The following is a 16683-nucleotide window of genomic DNA, read 5'->3' on the forward strand; positions in this document are numbered from 1 at the left end:
TTGCTGCGGGGCAACGACTCCACTCGGTAGACGGTATCCTAGCTCGCGGGCACGAGCGGGGCGTTAGAATGAACGGAATTTAAGGGATGCATGGGGTGAAGCTCTTCACCGGAGCTGCGGTTTCGGTCCTGTTGCTGGCACTTGCCGGGCCGACGCCTGCCTTGGCGGACACCATCGAGTCCGCACTGGTGCGCGCCTATCAGAACAATCCGCAGCTCAACGCGCAGCGCGCCCAGGTGCGCTCGACCGACGAGAACGTGCCTCAGGCGTTGTCGGGCTATCGCCCCAGGGTCGCGCTGTCGGCGAACGGCGGCTATCAATATCAGGATACGCTGAGCTCGCCGGCGCCGGGCAACTCACCAATCAACGGGCCCTCCGTGCCGCGCAGCGTGGGTGTGACCGTCACGCAGACGCTCTATAACGGCAACATCACCGGCAACAGGACGCGCGCCGCCGAGAGCCAGGTTTCCGGCTCCCGCGAAGCGCTGCGCAGCCTGGATCAGAGCGTGCTGCTTCAGGGCGCCTCAACCTACATGGACTATCTGCGCGACGCCGCCACGCTTGAGGTCCAGCGCAGCAACGTGCGCGTGCTCGAGCAGACGCTGAAGCAGACGCGTGATCGCTTCAACGTCGGCGAAGTGACGCGCACCGACGTTGCGCAATCGGAAGCGCAACTGGCGGCCGGCAAGACGCAGGCCCTCACGGCCGAAGCGAATCTCACCACGACGCGCGCGAACTTCCGCCGCATCATTGGCAACGAGCCGACGAACCTCGCGCCCGGCTCGCCGGTCGATCGTTTCCTGCCCGCAACCCTCGCCGCGGCGGTCGAGCTCGGCCTGATCGAGCATCCCAACGTCACGGCCGCAATGTTCGGCATCGACGTCAATTTTCTGCAGGTCAAGGTCGCCGAAGGCGCGCTGCTGCCGACGATCGCGTTGCAGGTTGGGGCCACGCAGGGGAACGAACAGTCCTTGATCCAATACAGGTCGTTCAATGCGTCCGCCATCGCGCAGGCCAATTGGCAGCTCTACGACGGCGGCAATTCATATTCGCTGATCCGTCAGTCCAAGGAAAACCTGGCGCAGCAGCGTCTCAACCTCGAAACGACCCGCGACCAGACTCGCGCGACGGTCGTGCAGTGGTGGGGTTCATTGCAGGCCGGCAAGGCCCAGGTGCAGTCCGCGCAGGCGCAGGTCACAGCGTCCGAGATCGCGCTGAACGGCGTCCGCGAAGAAGCCAAGGCTGGTCAGCGTACCACCCTCGACGTGCTCAACGCGCAGCAGGCGCTGGTCAACGCGCGCGTCGCGCTGGTCACCGCCCAGCACGACCGCGTGGTCGCGTCCTATCAGGTTCTGGCCGCCATCGGCCGTCTGTCGCCGCAGGTCCTCGGCCTTGCGACCACGGTTTATGATCCGAGCGTTCACTACCATCAGGTCCGCGACAGCTGGGCCGGCGTGCGCACGCCTGACGGACGCTAGAGTCCGTAGTCATCCGGTCGGCCTCGCAAACAGCTGAGGCCGACTGGTGCTTTGCTTGCAATCATCAAAATCCCTGACATAGCCTTGCCAAGAAGATGCGGGTCGATTCGCCCGGCACCTGATGTCGTGTGCGTAAAGGCTTGAGTGCCGAGGGCAGAGGCGCACCGCCGCACGTTGAGCCGTGAACTGGGGACAAGTCGGGCTGCCGCGACGAAAATGTCGGGGCGTCCGTTCCGGAACCGGCCAATCCTGTCGTGCTTGGTGTAAAACAACGCATGCGAGGGCGTTGATGATGTGGAGTCGGAGATGACGCAGCCTGCAAAGGTCACAGAACCCTCGATGGAGGAGATTCTGGCCTCAATCCGGCGCATCATTGCCGACGATGAGGCCAAGCCGCCGCCGGCAGAAGCTGCCAAGCCAGCGCCGGCTCCCGCGGCGCCCGCACCAAAGCTTCAGGCGATGAACGACATTCCGCCGTCCAAGGTCGCTTCCGCAAAACCTGTTGCCGAGAAGCCCGCGCCGCCGCCGGCTGCGAAGCCGGCTCCAGCGCCGCCGCCGCCCGCACCTGCGGCGGATGCATCCAATAACCAGGACGATATTGATGCTCTGCTGGCGGGGCTGGACGCGGCTACGCCTGCGCCCGAGGTCCGTGCGCCAGAGCCCGAACCTGAAACCGACGTGCTCGAATTGACCGACGAGATGGCGGTGGATCCGGAGCCGACGCCGCCTCCGCCGCCGCCGAGCTTCCGCAAGGTCGAGCCGCGCGACGATCTGGAATTCGCCGAATCGCCGCCGCGCCTGACGCCGTCATCGTCCTATGCGCCGGTGGACTACGATGCGCCGCCGGTACCGCCCCAACAACCGATCCTGGCCCAATCGACGGTCTCGGCGGTCGAATCCGCCTTCAACTCCCTGGCCCACACGGTGCTCAGCAGCAATGCGCGGACGCTGGAAGATCTGGTCAAGGAGATGCTGCGTCCGATGCTGAAATCCTGGCTCGACGACAACCTGCCGGGCCTCGTTGAACGCATCGTGAAGGCCGAAATCGAGCGGGTCTCGCGCGGCGGCAGGTGAGGGCGGCCGCAGAGTCCTCATAAAGCCCCGCTGATGCGCCTGTTTGGCCTGCCGACCGGCCGGAAAGCCGTTTTGCCGCCGGGCTTTCCGTTGACCTTCTCTTGGTCCTTCTTTTGGACCTTTTCGTTGACTTGCCCCCCGCGCGCGGCTTTCTAGCAGCCCATGATCGAGAAAAATTACCAGCCCGCCGATATCGAAGCCCGCATGTCCGTCGTGTGGGAGGACAGCCTTGCCTTCAGGGCCGGCCGCCCCGACCGCCGCGACGCAGTGCCCTTCACCATCGTGATCCCGCCGCCGAACGTGACGGGCTCGCTGCATATGGGCCACGCCCTCAACAACACCCTCCAGGACATCCTGTGCCGGTTCGAGCGGATGCGCGGCCGCGACGTGCTGTGGCAGCCCGGCACCGACCATGCCGGCATCGCCACCCAGATGGTGGTCGAGCGGCAGCTGATGGAGCGCCAGCAGCCCGGCCGCCGCGAGATGGGCCGCGAGAAGTTTCTGGAGCGGGTCTGGCTGTGGAAGGCCGAGAGCGGCGACACCATCATCAACCAGCTCAAGCGCCTCGGCGCCTCCTGCGACTGGTCGCGCGAACGCTTCACCATGGACGAGGGCCTGTCGAAGGCCGTCATCAAGGTGTTCGTCGAGCTGCATCGCGACGGCCTGATCTACAAGGACAAGCGGCTGGTGAACTGGGACACCAAGCTGCTGACCGCGATCTCCGACCTCGAAGTGCAGCAGACCGAGGTCAAGGGCAGCCTGTGGTATCTGCGCTATCCGATCGAGGGCAAGACGTTCAGCCCCGAGGATCCCTCGAGCTTCATCGTCGTCGCCACCACGCGGCCCGAGACCATGCTCGGCGATACCGGCGTGGCCGTGCATCCCGACGACGAGCGTTATCAGAAGCTGGTCGGCAAGAACGTGATCCTGCCGCTGGTCGGTCGCAAGATTAAGATCGTCACCGACGAGTATTCCGATCCGGACAAGGGCTCGGGCGCGGTGAAGGTGACGCCGGCGCACGACTTCAACGACTTCGAGGTCGGCAATCGCCATGGCCTGCGCCGGATCAGCGTGCTCGACAAGGAAGGTTGTCTCGATCTCCTCGACAACGAGGATTACCTGCGCGACCTGCCGGAAGGCGCCTCGCAGTTCGCCGAGGAGTTCAACAAGGTTGACCGGTTCGCCGCGCGCAAGCGCCTCGTCGAGCGGCTGGACTCGTTCGGCTTCGTCGAGCGGATCGAGCCGCACACCAACATGGTGCCGCATGGCGATCGCTCCGGCACCGTGATCGAGCCGTATCTGACCGACCAGTGGTACGTCGACGCCAAGACGCTGGCCAAGCCCGCGATCTCTGCGGTGCGTTCGGGCGAAACGACGTTCGTGCCGAAGAACTGGGAAAAGACCTATTTCGAGTGGATGGAGAACATCCAGCCCTGGTGCATCTCGCGCCAGCTGTGGTGGGGTCATCAGATCCCGGCCTGGTACGGTCCTGACGGCAAGGTGTTCGTCGCCGAGACCGAGGAGGAGGCCGTCAGCCACGCGCTCGGCTATTACGTCGAGCAGGAAGTCATCACGGCCGAGCAGGGCCGCGAGATGGCGCTCGACCGCAACAAGCGCGAAGGCTTCATCACGCGTGACGAGGACGTGCTCGACACCTGGTTCTCCTCGGCGCTGTGGCCGTTCTCGACGCTCGGCTGGCCTGAGGATGCACCGGAAGTGCAGCGCTATTACCCGACCAACGCGCTGGTGACCGGCTTCGACATCATCTTCTTCTGGGTTGCCCGGATGATGATGATGGGCCTGCACTTCATGAAGGAAGTGCCGTTCTCGACGATCTACATCCACGCCCTCGTCCGCGACGAGAAGGGCGCCAAGATGTCGAAGTCGAAGGGCAACGTCATCGATCCCCTCAAGCTGATCGACGAATACGGCGCCGACGCGTTGCGCTTCACGCTGGCCGCCATGGCGGCGCAGGGACGCGACATCAAGCTCGCCACCAGCCGCGTCGAGGGTTACCGGAATTTCGCGACGAAGCTCTGGAATGCGTCGCGCTTCGCGGAGATGAACCACTGCGCCGTGCCCGACGGTTTCGAGCCGGCGAAGGCCAAGGAGACGCTGAACCGCTGGATCGCGCATGAGAGTGCGCACACCACGCGCGAGGTGACCGAGGCAATCGAAGCCTATCGCTTCAACGATGCGGCCGGTGCGATCTACCGTTTCGTCTGGAACGTCTATTGCGACTGGTATGTCGAGCTCGCAAAGCCCGTGCTGCTCGGTCCGGACAGCCCGGCCAAGGACGAAACCCGCGCCATGGTCGCCTGGGCGCGCGACGAGATCCTGAAGCTGCTGCACCCCTTCATGCCCTTCATCACCGAAGAGCTGTGGGAGGTGACGGCCAAGCGCGACGGCCTGCTGGCGCTGGCGCAATGGCCGCTGAAGCCGTCCGAGCCGACGCCGGAGCAACTCGCGATGCTCGCTGCGGCTGCCGGGCCGACCGATCCGCTGATCTCGCCAGTCCTGATCATGCCGATCTTCGACCATGCCGACTTCACCGATCCCAAGGCGGAAGCCGAGATCGGCTGGGTGATCGATCTCGTCACGCAGATCCGCTCGGTGCGCGCCGAGATGAACATCCCGCCGGCAACGCTGACGACGCTGGTGCTCGCGGGCGCTTCGACCGAGACGAAGGAACGCGCGCCGCGCTGGACCGACGTCATCAAGCGCATGGCACGGCTGTCCGACATATCCTTCGCCGACCGCGCACCTGATGGTGCGGTCCAGCTCCTCGTGCGCGGCGAGGTGGCCGCGTTGCCGCTGAAGGGCGTGATCGACGTCGCCGCCGAGCGCACGCGCCTCGACAAGGAGATCGGCAAGGCCGACGCCGACATCAAGCGTGCCGAGTCCAAGCTGGCGAACGAGAAGTTCGTCGCCAATGCGGCCGAAGAGGTTGTCGAGGAGGAGCGCGAAAAGCGCGAGGCGGCGCTGGCCCGCAAGGCCAAGCTGCTGGAGGCGCAGGAGCGGCTCAAGCAGGCGTCGTGACCTGGCTCTGTCATTCCGGGGCGGCTCAAAGAGCCGAACGACGGTGCGCAATTGCGCACCTGAGGTCTGGTCCTTCGGACCATCCCGGAATGACGGTCACTTCGGAAACGGCTTGCTCAAAAACTTCGAGCCCTTGACGCCATAGCGCCAGGGCAGCTCGACGGCCTTGGTGATGCCGATCCGGATGCCGGCCACCACCTCGACCTCCTCTGTCCGCGCATGCAGCGCGATCGGCGGCCGGTCCAACGGCAGGGCGTTTTGCGCGATGGTGATGCCCAGCGCCTCGGTCAGCTTACCGGGACCCGAACACAGTGCGTGCACCTCCTGGAGATGGCGGCGGCGGCGCATCGCCGCCAGGCCATGCGTCGGCTCCAGCGCGCGGATCAGCACGGCGCTGGCGGAGCCTTCCTCCTCGCAGACGAAGTTCACGCACCAGTGGATACCGTAGGAGCGGTAGACATAGGCAAAGCCGGGCGGGCCAAACATGATTTGGTTCCGCGTCGTCGGGCCATTGTAGGAGTGCGCCGCCGGCTCGGTATGATGATAGGCCTCGACCTCGACGATGAGGCCGCCGATGCCGTTGACCAGCATGGTGGCCCCGATCAAATCGGGCGCGACCTCGTGGACGCTGCGGCCGAAAAAGGCACGCTTCAGGGCTTTGCCGAGGCGCGGTGGTGAGGCTTTCGAGGTTGGAGCCATTCGAGGTGAGAATCGCCTGAGAACAGAGCAGGATATTGCCCATATCTGCCATGTTCCCTGAAGCGGCGCGAGCCGGGTTGCGGCAGGCAGCCAGACCGACTAGGTAGGACCTGAACAGACCGGACAGCCCATGGTCGTTATTGTCGACACCATCTCGAATCCGTTGCGCCCGCGTCACCCTGAAAAGGTGAATCGCCCTGATTCCGCTTCGCCGCCGAAGCCGGACTGGATCCGCGTGCGCGCGCCCAATACCCGCGGCTATGCCGACACCCGCAACATCGTGCGCGCCAACGGCCTGCATACCGTGTGCGAGGAGGCGGGCTGCCCGAACATCGGCGAGTGCTGGGACAAGAAGCACGCGACCTTCATGATCATGGGGGACACCTGCACCCGGGCCTGCGCGTTCTGTAACGTCAAGACCGGCATGCCCAATGCGCTGGATGCCGCTGAGCCGCAGAACGTCGCCGAGGCCGTCGCCAAGCTGGGGCTGGCCCACGTCGTCATCACCTCCGTCGACCGCGACGATCTGGCCGATGGCGGCGCCGAGCATTTTGCAGGGACCATCCGTGCGATCCGGGCCGCGTGCCCCTCGACCACGATCGAGATCCTGACGCCCGACTTCCTGCGCAAGGAGGGGGCGCTCGAAATCGTCGTCGCGGCGAGGCCCGACGTGTTCAACCACAATCTCGAGACCGTGCCGTCGCGTTACCTCACGGTGCGGCCCGGCGCGCGCTACTTCCACTCGATCCGGCTGCTACAGCGGGTCAAGGAGCTCGATCCCACCATCTTCACCAAGTCCGGCATCATGGTCGGCCTCGGCGAGGAGCGCCACGAGGTGCAGCAGGTGATGGACGATCTGCGCTCCGCCGACGTCGACTTCCTGACCATCGGGCAATATCTCCAGCCGACCCGCAAGCACCACGCCGTGATGCGCTATGTGCCGCCCGACGAGTTTTCGTCCTACGAGAAGGTCGCCTACACCAAGGGTTTCCTGATGGTGTCGGCGAGCCCGCTCACCCGTTCGTCGCATCATGCCGGCGAGGACTTTGCGAGACTGAAGGCCGCACGGGCCGCGTCTGCCCGCTGAACCGCCATGCCCAAGTTTTCAAGCAAGCGCCGTGTCCATCACAGCGCGTCCGAGATGTTTGATCTGGTCGCCGACGTCGAGCGCTACCCGGAGTTCGTGCCGCTGTGCAGCGCGCTCAAGATCCGCCAGCGGATGGCCAAACCCGACGGCACCGAGGTGCTGGTCGCCGACATGACGGTGTCGTTCAAGCTGGTCAAGGAGTCCTTCACCAGCCGCGTGACGCTCGACCGCGCCAATCTGAATATCCTGGTCGAATATCTGCAAGGTCCGTTCAGCAACCTCGAGAACCGCTGGACGTTCGAGCCCAAGGGCGAGGGCGTCTGCGACGTCGGATTCTTCCTCGCCTACGAGTTCAAGAGCCGCATGCTGGCGATGCTGATGGGTTCGATGTTCGACGCCGCGTTCGCGCGCTTCTCCATCGCATTCGAGAAGCGGGCGGATGCGATCTACGGCCGGCCGAAGCTGGCGTCGACGTAAGGCATGCTCTCTCCGCCGTCATTGCGAGCAGCCCTTGCGACGAAGCAATCCAGGACCTTTCCGCGGAGGGATTCTGGATTGCTTCGCTGCGCTCGCGATGACAGTGAGGCTCAATCCACCGCCTTCACCACATCCGGCGGCTGCGAGGCGTAATACGCCGCGGCCTGCTCGATCTCCTGCGGCGTCATCGCGCGTGCGATGTTGCGCATCTGCTGGCTGATGTCGTTCCGTCGCTCGCCGGACGCGAAGGCTTGGAGCTGCGCCTTCATATAAGCTTCGGACTGGCCTTCGAGCCAGGGACTGCCGGTCTTGTTGTCGAGGCTGCCATGGCACGAGCCGCAGGGCGCGATCCCGCGCATAGGCGCGCCGTAGATGACGATGCTCGGTTTCGGCAGCTGCGGCGTCGGGTGATAGGCTGCCGGCCGCGGCAGATAGGCGTAATAGTTCGAGAGATCGGCGATCTCCTGGTCCGTCAGATTGACGGCGAATGGCGACATCACGGCATTGGTGCGCGCTCCGGAGCGGAAATCGTGCAGCTCCTTGTAGATGACGGCCGCGTACTGGCCGGCGAGATTGGGCGAATCCGCGCGGCTGATGCCGGTCGGGCCGTGGCAGATGGCGCAGCGCTGCGCCAGCGTCGCGCCACGGCCGATCGCTTCCTGGCTCGGACGCGACAGCGTATGCGAGGTCAGCACGACCTCCGACAGGCGTTTTGTCTGTTCCGGAGCAGTAACGTTCGCCGCACGCTGCGGGACGCCGGCAGCGCTGCAGATCGCATCCCAGACATTGGCGAACTGAACCCAGGGCTGCGCGAATGGCAGCACGATGAAGCCGATGATCGCCGTCACGACGAGGATCGCGGCGGTGACGCCGACGCCAATCCTGAAATGGCTGTTGCGAAAGGTGAAGAGGTCGCGCGCGCTCATCACTGCGCTCCCACATAGACGGCCGGCACCGACGTGCCCTCGGTCAGCGCCAGCGTCACGATCGGGTAGCCGTAATTGGTGAGGGTGAGGACGATCATCAGCGCCACCCACAGCGCATGCGTGTTGAGCGCGACCGGCACGGTCGCGGACTGATGCACGGCCAGCGCAAAGCGGTAGGGGCCGGCGTCAACCTGAGGCGCACGCATGCCACGTGCCAGGATGACGATGAACATGATGCCCGACGCCAGCAGGATGAAGCCGCCGATCGCCGAGAAGGTGACGGAGAGCGCCTGAGGCGCGATCGCGGGATCGCCGAAGTCGAAATAGGCCATGCGACGCGGCATGCCCAAAATGCCGACCCAGTGCCACGGGAACGTGGTCACTGTCATACCGATGAACCACAGCCAGAGCTGGGTGCGCATGAGGCGGATGTCGATCAGTTCGCGCCCGGTCAGATGCGGCCACAGATCATAGGCGATCGCAAAGTACATGATCACGATGGCGCCGCCGAAGATCAGGTGGAAATGGCCGGTGATCCACTGCGTGTTGTGGATCGACGCATCGAGCTGGTAGCTCATGTTGATCAGGCCGCCGGCACCGCCGAAGCCGAGCATGACGAACGAGAACGCCAGCGCCAGCATCATCGGATTGTCCCAGGGCAGGGCCCTGATCCAGCCGAACATGCCGCGGCCGCCGCGCAGACGTGCCGCGATCTCGACGGAGGCGCAGATCGTGAACACGGTCAGCAGCGTCGGCAGCGCGACCAGCGCCGTGAAGGCCGAATGGATGAACTTGAAGCCGGCGCCGACCTGCGGATCGGCGAAGGTGTGATGCATGCCGATCGGCATCGCCACCACCAGGAACAGGATGAAGGAGATCCGCGCCATGCTGTCGGAATAGACCCGGCCGCCGATCGCGCGCGGCACGATGGTGTAATAGGCGATGTAGGTCGGCATCAGCCAGAAATAGACGATGGCGTGCAAGGTCCAGGAGAAGAACACGCGGGCAAGACCCGCGTCGATCGTGGCCTTCAGGCCGGCCGCGACGGGGATGATCTGGAGCAGCAGCTCGAGCGCGGCGCCAACCGCGGTCCAGGCCCACAGATAGGAACCCGCGACATTGGCGAACATCGCCAGCGGCACCGGTGCGCCGGGATGGGCCTTCCGCCAGACGCGCAGATTGATCGCCATCAGCGCGACCCAGATCCAGGAGCCGACCACGACCAGCACGACGCCGAGGTAGTAGAACACGTTGCCGATCAGCGGCGGATAGAATGTGTAGAGCACCGAGGCGCGGCCGAGCGCGACCGGGACCATCGCCATGATCGCGCCCGCGACGATCAGCCAGAAGCCGGTCCAGGCCCAGCGCACGCCGACGAGGCGCTGCTCCAGCGCGGACTCGCTGATGGCATAGCCAAAGCCCATCGCGACCAGCGTGGGAAAGACGTAGCCCATCACGGTGCCGTGCGCGGTCAGCGAGCGGTAATAGAGTTCGGGATTGGACAGCCAGGTGCCGATCGGGCTGCGGATGAACATCTGCCAGGCGCCGAGCGTGAGCGCGATGCCGAACACGCCGAAGGCCAGCCAGAAATGGGCGAGGATGAGCTTCCTATTGGCCAACACAGTTCAGCCTCCCGCCACCCTTCGCGCGATCGGCGAATTCGGTCTTGTCGATCACCTTGACCTTGCCCCACATGCCCTCGTGGCCGAAGGAGCAAAACTCCTGGCAGGGCATCAGATAGTCGCCGGTCCTGCTAAAGCGCATGAGCTGTTCGGAGATGTAGCCGGGCACCAGCATGGTGTTGATGTTGGTGCCCTGGATCAGGATGCCGTGGACGACGTCGGCGCTGGTGGCGCGCATCGTGATCGGCGTATCCGCGGGCACCACGATGCAGGCCGGCGTGAAGGAATATTGCTGGCCGATCGCGCGCACCGTCACATTGCCATTGGCCTCCAACACGCTGCCGAGATTGCTCTCGACGAACTCGCCGGAGAGATGAATCCGCGATGGATCGGTGGTTTCGACGCGCGGCTGCGGCATGGTCGCGCGATGGATGCCGGCGAACGCCGCCAGCAGCGCCATCATCACGATGATGATCACGGCGACGGTGGCCCAGCGCCGCTCGACGCGGGCGGCGACCTCGGCGCTGCCATGGGTATCCTCTGCGCTCATTGCAGTGACCCGCGCGGCAGGAAGACGAACAGATAGAACGCGAGCCACATCGCGACCACGCAGGCCGTTGCGATGCCGGCAAGCACGATCGCGCCCGACGGTCCCGCGGCGACGACCTCCTCGACGGCCTGGTCGGCGGCGGCTGGGCTGGTCGGCGGATCGGAATTGATCATGATGGTTCTCTGGCGTCTCTCAGTTCAGTGGTGCCGAGCGCAGCTCGTTGGCCTCGCGCGCCGACACCGGCGTGCCGCGATTGCCCCAGGCGGTGCGGATGTAGGAGACGACGGCCGCGACCTCGTTGTCGGAGAGCAGGCCGGCGAAAGGCGGCATGCCGTAGGGCATCGGATTGCCCTTGGTGCCCGGCGGATAGCCGCCATTGAGCACCATGCGGATCGGATTGACCGCCGACTGCATCTCGATCGACTGGTTGTTGGCGAGCGGCGGCCAGTGCGGCGGCTTGCCTTCGCCCTGCGTGCCGTGACAGCTCGCGCAGTTCCTGTCGTAGACGGTCTTGCCGAGGCTGATCAGCAGGCTGCTCTCGGTCGTCGGCAGCGTCGTGCTTGCCGGCGGCGGAGGCGAGGGCTCCGCGATGCCCTTGAGGTACACCGCCATCGCGCGCGTGTCCTCGTCGTTGAGGTATTGCAGGCTGTTGTGCACGACCTCGGCCATCGGGCCGTAGACCACGCCGCGCATGGAGACGCCGGTCTGGAGCAGATCGGTGATGTCCTTGATGCTCCAGTCGCCGAGACCCGCCTCACGGTTGGAGGTGAGGGACGGCGCGTACCAGTTCTGCATCGGGATCAGGCCGCCCTTGAAGGCGTCCGATTGCGAGGTGCCGCCGAGCGCGTTGATCGGCGAATGGCACATGCCGCAATGACCAAGCCCCTCGACCAGATAGGCGCCGCGATTCCATTCCGCCGACTTGGTGGGGTCGGGCTTGAACTCACCCTCGCGGAAGAACAGCGTGCGCCAGCCGAGGATGAGCTGGCGGTTGTCATAGGGAAAGCGCAGCTCGTGCGGCTTGTTCTTCTGGTTCACCGGCTGAATCGAGCGCAGATAGGCGAAGATCGCGTCGCTGTCGGCACGCGTGACCTTGGTATAGGACGCGAACGGCATCGCCGGATAGATCAGCCCGCCATCCGGGAAACGGCCGTTGTGCATGGTTCTGTAGAAATCGTCCGCGCTCCACTTGCCGATGCCGGTCTCCGGATCGGGCGTGATGTTGGAGGTGTAGATCGTTCCGAACGGGGTCGGCATCGGGCGCCCGCCGGCAAACAGTCGGCCCTCGGCCGCAGTATGGCAGGCCGTGCAATCGCCGGCGCGGGCGAGATATTCGCCGCGCGCGATGACATCGCTGGTCTTGTCCTGCGCCTGCGCGGCCGTGGTGAGCGCGGCGAGGGCCAGGAGCTTGATCGATAGCAGCGTGATCGACGGTCTTGAGCCCATCATGCGCCTCGTCAGTTGGGCTGGCTGCCGCAGCCGAACGGCAGCGCGTAGGTGCCCTTCGGTACGGGGGCCGGGTTGGTGGGCGCCGGCCGTGTCGCGAGCCAGGCCGCAACGGCGGTAACATCTGCCTCCGTCAGATGGCCGGCGACGAGTTGCATGCAGTCAGGCGATTTTGCCGTTCGCGTGCCGTAGCGCCAGGCGCCGAGCTGCGCGCTGACGTAAGCGGCGCGCAAGCCCAGCAGGCCGGGGATGCCGGGCTGCATGCCCGTGAGGCCCGGGCCGTGACAGCTTACGCACGCCGGTATGTTACGACCGGCATCGCCGCTGGTCGCGAGCAGCTCGCCCTGCGCCAGCACTTCCTTGCTGACTTCGCTCGGCGCGGGCTGCGGCAGCGGCGGATGCTCGCTGGCGAAATATTCGGCCATCGCCTCCAGATACGGATCAGGCAGAAACTCCAGCAGATAGTTCATCGGCGGGTATTTGCGCCGGCCGCCGCGGAAGGCGAGGAGCTGGTTGTAGAGATAGCCGGCCGGCTTGCCGGCAAGCCGCGGGAAATAGACGTCGCTGGTGCCTTCGCCCTTGTTGCCGTGACAGGGCGTGCACGCCTCCACCCGCGCCGCCATGGTATCCGGCGGCTGGTTGACCGTTTGTGCGGCAGTACCATCAATGCCGGCCAAGGTAGCAATGGCGATTGCCACTGCAGTGTCGCGAGCGAACACGCCGTCGCCCTCCAGAAAGCAGGACCGGGTTGATTCCTGGCCACAGCGTAGAGCCGCATTATTGCGCCAATACAGTCGCGCGCAAGATCGGACATGAGCGATGACGCTTGGTCGCGGTTGCACCTTTGCGATCTTGATCGAATTCGACAAGAATTGCGTGCTTTTTGAAAACTGGACAAAACGCTGCGATCTCGCGGCGTATTCCGCCCGAGCTTTGCTCCACAAGCGGGAAGCGCGGCAATGTGGAATCCGTTCGCGCGCGCGGATGTTCTGCCGCTTGGGCCGGGCAGACGACCTTCCATCAGAGCGCATCTTCACATCGGGCGACAAGTGCAGTTTGTGCCAAAACGCAGCGCGCTGACGCAACACCCCTCGCCGCAAACGGCGCACCAAGAACTCTGCCCTTCGCGAAGGGCTCGACTACAATCCGAGTCGGGCGCGGGCGCTTTGTCGCGGGATCGGGGAGATGGCACGCTGGAAGCAGGCATGGAGCGAAGAAGACCTTGGCAGGCTGAAGGTCCTGGCAGGCACCAAGCCGATTGCGCTGATCGCGAAAGAGCTCGGCCGGACCAGCGGCACGGTGCTGGCGAAGGCGATTGAGCAGAAGCTCCCTGTCATTTGTCGGACGAAGCGCCAGGAACAATAATTGGATGTCGCGGAACCCGTTCGGCTCCCTTGCGCCGAACGCGCATGCCGGGAACGCGCGCTTGGCGCGCCCAATTGACAGCATGGGACAGGCCGGCAGAGCGGATCATTTCGCTCCGCGGCGAGTTCTGTACGGATTGTCCGGGTTGGAGCCGCCATGACCATCAATTTCGACACGCTGAAAGCGTCACTCATCCTGTATGGGCTGAACGCGATCTACGCGATCCTGCTGCTGGCGATCGGCTGGTATCTGTCCGGCGCAATGCAGCGTTTCGTCACGCGCGTGCTGAACGTCGGCCATCGGATCGATCCGCTCGTGACCGTGTTCGTGTCCAGCGTCACGCGTTACGGCGTGCTGGCCGTGGTTGGCATCGCCGTGCTTCAGCTGTTCGGCATCCAGACCGCAAGCCTCGTCGCCGTGCTGGGCGCGACATCACTCGCGATTGGTCTGGCGTTACAGGGCACGCTGTCGAATCTCGCTGCCGGCGTGATGCTGCTACTGTTCCGGCCCTTCCACATCGGCGACGACGTCGAGGTCGGCGGCAAGTCGGGGAAGGTCAGATCGCTGTCGCTGTTCATGACCGAGCTCGTCGCGCCCGACAACACGCAGATCCTGTTGCCGAACGGGCAGGTGTGGGGCGCAGCGATCATCAATCACAGCGCCTATCCGGGCACAGGCGAGGTCAAGGTGACGTTTCCGGTCAGGGCAGGATCCGCCAATGCGCTGGCTGACCAGATCCTGAAGGAGCTGCGTGAAGATCCTCGCGTCGACGAGCGGGCCGCACCATCGGTCAATGTGTCGAAGGTGGTCGCCGCCGATCCCGCAGCGCCCGTCGTGGAATTGACGGTGAGCGCGAAGACGAAACCGTCCGACGCTGATGCGGTCAAGCAGCGCGTGCTCGACCACGCGAGCGCGCTGCTGGCGGCGGCATGACGTGTCTCTAGCCGCGCGGTGACCGCGGCGTCCTGCGCTTCACCGCATGCCGGCGCGGCGAGCGGGTCACGCGAGGCCGCAGGCGGGTTGCCGCGGCTGCGCGCCGGGGCTTGGGCTGGGCCTTCGGGCCGCGGGCGAGATCCATCAGCATGCGCAATGCCTCGACCACCGAGCGCTGGCGCACGGCGGTCCGACCGATCGCGCCAAAGCGATGTTCGCGATGGACGATGCGGCCGTCGCGCGCGGCAACCGCAAAATGCACGAGACCGACCGGCTTGCCGGGCGTGGCGCCGCCGGGGCCGGCGATACCGGTGATGGCAACGGCGAGATCGACGTCGGCACGCTCCAGTGCGCCGACCGCCATCGCGGTTGCGGTCTCCTTGCTGACGGCGCCGAAATTCGTGAGCGTGCTCGCCTCGACCCCTAACATCGCTCGCTTGGCGTCATTGGAATAAGTTACGAAACCGCGATCGATCACGTCGGAGGAGCCCGGAATGTCGGTCAGCGCGCCGGCAACCAGACCGCCGGTGCAGGACTCGGCGGTGGCTATCGTCAGCTTGCGCATCCGGCAGAGATCGAGCAGCGAGCGGGAGAGGGCGCGTGCGTCGCTGCCGCCCATGACCTAGACGCTCCAGGGAAGGCGGATGGTGGCGCTCGCGGTGGCCGCGATGCCTTCCTCGCGGCCGGTGAAGCCGAGTCGCTCGCTGGTGGTCGCCTTCACCGCGACGCGGGAGATGTCGACCCCGGAGATCTCGGCGATGCGGGCGCGCATGGTGTCGCGCAAGGGGCCGATCTTCGGCCGCTCGCAGATCATCGTCACCTCGAGGTTGGCGACGCGGCCGCCGCGCTGGGCGACGCGCTCGATGGCGTATTTCAGGAACTGGTCGGAGGAAGCCCCCTTCCATTTCGCATCGCTCGGCGGAAAGTGCGAGCCGATATCGCCGTCGGCGAGTGCGCCGAGGATAGCGTCGACCAGCGCATGCAGGCCGACATCGCCGTCGGAATGGGCGAGGAAGCCTTTGGTGTGCGGCACCCGCACGCCACAGATCATCACGTGGTCGCCTTCGCCGAAGGCGTGCACGTCATAGCCGGTGCCGGTCCTGATGTCGCCGAGCACGCTGGCCAGGCGCGCTTCCTCGCGCACGAAATCCTCGGGAGTGGTGAGCTTCATATTGGCAACATCGCCTTCAAAGGTTGCGACCGTCAATCCCGCCCATTCGGCAATCGCGGCATCGTCGGTGAAATCGCTGCGCCCGTCCTTCGCCGCGCGACGATGCGCCTCGAGGATGACGTCGAAACGAAAGGATTGCGGCGTCTGCGCGATTCGCAAGGCTGCGCGGTCCGGCGTGTCCTCGACATTGCCGCTCTTGCCGGTGACCTTGATGGTGTCGGTGACGGCAACCACGGGGAGCGCAGCGCCGGTGCGGCTGGCCGCCTCGATTGCGCGCGAGATCACGCCGGCCGAGACGAAGGGGCGCGCGGCGTCGTGGATGAGTACGATATCGGGCTTATGCTTGGCGAGTGCTTCGAGCCCTGCGAGCACGGAGGCCTGCCGCGTCGCGCCGCCATTGGTCGGCTGCTCGTGGCTGAGACCTGCGACCGCTGCCGTGAACATGGCGCTGTCGTCGGGGTTCACCACCGGCTGCACGGCAAACACGTCGGGGTGGCGGCTGAAGGCTTCCATGGCGCGATAGATCACGGGGACGCCGCCGATCTCGCGATATTGCTTGGGACCACCGGCGCCAGCCCGCAGGCCGCGTCCGGCCGCGACGAGGACGACTGCGGTGCGCTGTGATTTCGCCATAGGACTCAAATACTCAGTTGGTGATGAAGAGAGTCGGGGAGTGGGGTGATTGCCGCATGCCTCTAGCACGGCAGGCCCGCAAAAAAAGGGGGTTTCCCCGGATTGTGGGAAACAGCATTTTGCTGCACTGCACTTGAAAGGTTTGCAGAACTGTCTAAACTGTAGGCATGACGCTTGACTGCA

17 protein-coding genes are annotated in these 16683 nt (G+C 65.2%); 8 read left to right on the plus strand and 9 right to left on the minus strand.

Features of this window, described 5'->3' with window-relative positions; translation table 11 throughout:
* Window positions 1-86: 86 nt before the first annotated feature.
* From ACKWRH_RS22045 to ACKWRH_RS22055, 3 genes are all read left to right on the plus strand, one after another.
* A complete protein-coding gene (locus tag ACKWRH_RS22045) occupies window positions 87-1478 on the plus strand; it encodes a TolC family outer membrane protein (RefSeq protein ID WP_445215224.1) in 1392 nt (463 codons plus the stop codon).
* 306 nt (window positions 1479-1784) lie between these two features.
* Entirely contained in the window at window positions 1785-2552 is a 768-nt protein-coding gene (locus tag ACKWRH_RS22050) for a PopZ family protein (protein ID WP_445215225.1), read from the plus strand.
* 162 nt (window positions 2553-2714) lie between these two features.
* Complete coding sequence (locus tag ACKWRH_RS22055; protein WP_445215226.1) at window positions 2715-5591, plus strand: valine--tRNA ligase; 2877 nt, start codon at window positions 2715-2717, stop codon at window positions 5589-5591.
* Window positions 5592-5687: 96 nt separating this feature from the next.
* On the opposite strand, the gene ACKWRH_RS22060 is transcribed toward ACKWRH_RS22055, so the two are convergent.
* Window positions 5688-6290, minus strand: coding sequence for a DNA-3-methyladenine glycosylase (locus ACKWRH_RS22060; RefSeq protein ID WP_445215227.1), 603 nt, complete (start codon window positions 6288-6290; stop codon window positions 5688-5690).
* 130 nt (window positions 6291-6420) lie between these two features.
* On the opposite strand from ACKWRH_RS22060, the gene lipA reads away from it, so the two are divergent.
* Complete coding sequence (gene lipA / locus ACKWRH_RS22065) at window positions 6421-7377, plus strand: lipoyl synthase (RefSeq protein WP_445215228.1); 957 nt, start codon at window positions 6421-6423, stop codon at window positions 7375-7377.
* Window positions 7378-7383: 6 nt separating this feature from the next.
* Complete coding sequence (locus ACKWRH_RS22070; protein ID WP_445215229.1) at window positions 7384-7854, plus strand: type II toxin-antitoxin system RatA family toxin; 471 nt, start codon at window positions 7384-7386, stop codon at window positions 7852-7854.
* Between the two features lie 110 nt (window positions 7855-7964).
* Here ACKWRH_RS22070 and ACKWRH_RS22075 read toward each other — a convergent pair whose 3' ends face one another.
* Genes ACKWRH_RS22075 through ACKWRH_RS22100 form a run of 6 tightly spaced genes read right to left on the minus strand, consistent with a single transcriptional unit; the run spans window position 7965 to window position 13117 of the window.
* Window positions 7965-8780: a c-type cytochrome gene (locus ACKWRH_RS22075; protein WP_445215230.1), complete on the minus strand. Its 816-nt coding sequence runs from the start codon at window positions 8778-8780 to the stop codon at window positions 7965-7967.
* Entirely contained in the window at window positions 8780-10402 is a 1623-nt protein-coding gene (locus tag ACKWRH_RS22080; protein WP_445215231.1) for a b(o/a)3-type cytochrome-c oxidase subunit 1, read from the minus strand. The genes ACKWRH_RS22075 and ACKWRH_RS22080 overlap by 1 nt, the downstream gene beginning before the upstream one ends.
* The gene (locus tag ACKWRH_RS22085) at window positions 10389-10952 is read right to left on the minus strand and encodes a cytochrome c oxidase subunit II (RefSeq protein ID WP_038957228.1); all 564 of its coding nucleotides are present in this window, start codon (window positions 10950-10952) and stop codon (window positions 10389-10391) included. The genes ACKWRH_RS22080 and ACKWRH_RS22085 overlap by 14 nt, the downstream gene beginning before the upstream one ends.
* Window positions 10949-11125 (minus strand): hypothetical protein, encoded by a 177-nt coding sequence (locus ACKWRH_RS22090; RefSeq protein ID WP_445215232.1) that lies wholly within the window; start codon window positions 11123-11125, stop codon window positions 10949-10951. The genes ACKWRH_RS22085 and ACKWRH_RS22090 overlap by 4 nt, the downstream gene beginning before the upstream one ends.
* Window positions 11126-11144: 19 nt before the next feature.
* Window positions 11145-12401 carry a cytochrome c gene (locus tag ACKWRH_RS22095; RefSeq protein ID WP_445215233.1) on the minus strand — a complete coding sequence of 419 codons (1257 nt, stop codon included), beginning with the start codon at window positions 12399-12401 and terminating at the stop codon, window positions 11145-11147.
* Between the two features lie 8 nt (window positions 12402-12409).
* Complete coding sequence (locus ACKWRH_RS22100; RefSeq protein WP_445215234.1) at window positions 12410-13117, minus strand: c-type cytochrome; 708 nt, start codon at window positions 13115-13117, stop codon at window positions 12410-12412.
* Window positions 13118-13217: 100 nt separating this feature from the next.
* Between ACKWRH_RS22100 and ACKWRH_RS22105 the strand changes: the two genes are divergently transcribed.
* The 3 genes from ACKWRH_RS22105 to ACKWRH_RS22115 all read left to right on the plus strand — a co-directional run bounded on the left by ACKWRH_RS22105 (window position 13218) and on the right by ACKWRH_RS22115 (window position 14696).
* A complete protein-coding gene (locus tag ACKWRH_RS22105; RefSeq protein WP_445215235.1) occupies window positions 13218-13478 on the plus strand; it encodes a hypothetical protein in 261 nt (86 codons plus the stop codon).
* 105 nt (window positions 13479-13583) lie between these two features.
* The gene (locus ACKWRH_RS22110) at window positions 13584-13763 is read left to right on the plus strand and encodes a hypothetical protein (protein WP_014495340.1); all 180 of its coding nucleotides are present in this window, start codon (window positions 13584-13586) and stop codon (window positions 13761-13763) included.
* A gap of 156 nt (window positions 13764-13919) precedes the next feature.
* Window positions 13920-14696: a mechanosensitive ion channel family protein gene (locus tag ACKWRH_RS22115; RefSeq protein WP_445215236.1), complete on the plus strand. Its 777-nt coding sequence runs from the start codon at window positions 13920-13922 to the stop codon at window positions 14694-14696.
* A 7-nt stretch (window positions 14697-14703) separates the two neighbouring features.
* Here the strand turns inward: ACKWRH_RS22115 and ACKWRH_RS22120 are convergent, their stop codons facing one another.
* Together ACKWRH_RS22120 and ACKWRH_RS22125 are read right to left on the minus strand one after the other, a co-directional pair.
* Entirely contained in the window at window positions 14704-15315 is a 612-nt protein-coding gene (locus ACKWRH_RS22120) for a CinA family protein (RefSeq protein ID WP_208086773.1), read from the minus strand.
* A gap of 3 nt (window positions 15316-15318) precedes the next feature.
* Window positions 15319-16500, minus strand: a complete 1182-nt coding sequence (locus ACKWRH_RS22125; RefSeq protein ID WP_445215237.1) for a bifunctional 2-C-methyl-D-erythritol 4-phosphate cytidylyltransferase/2-C-methyl-D-erythritol 2,4-cyclodiphosphate synthase — start codon at window positions 16498-16500, stop codon at window positions 15319-15321.
* Window positions 16501-16683: the final 183 nt, after the last annotated feature.

The sequence above is a fragment of the Bradyrhizobium sp. Pa8 genome (assembly GCF_052588265.1).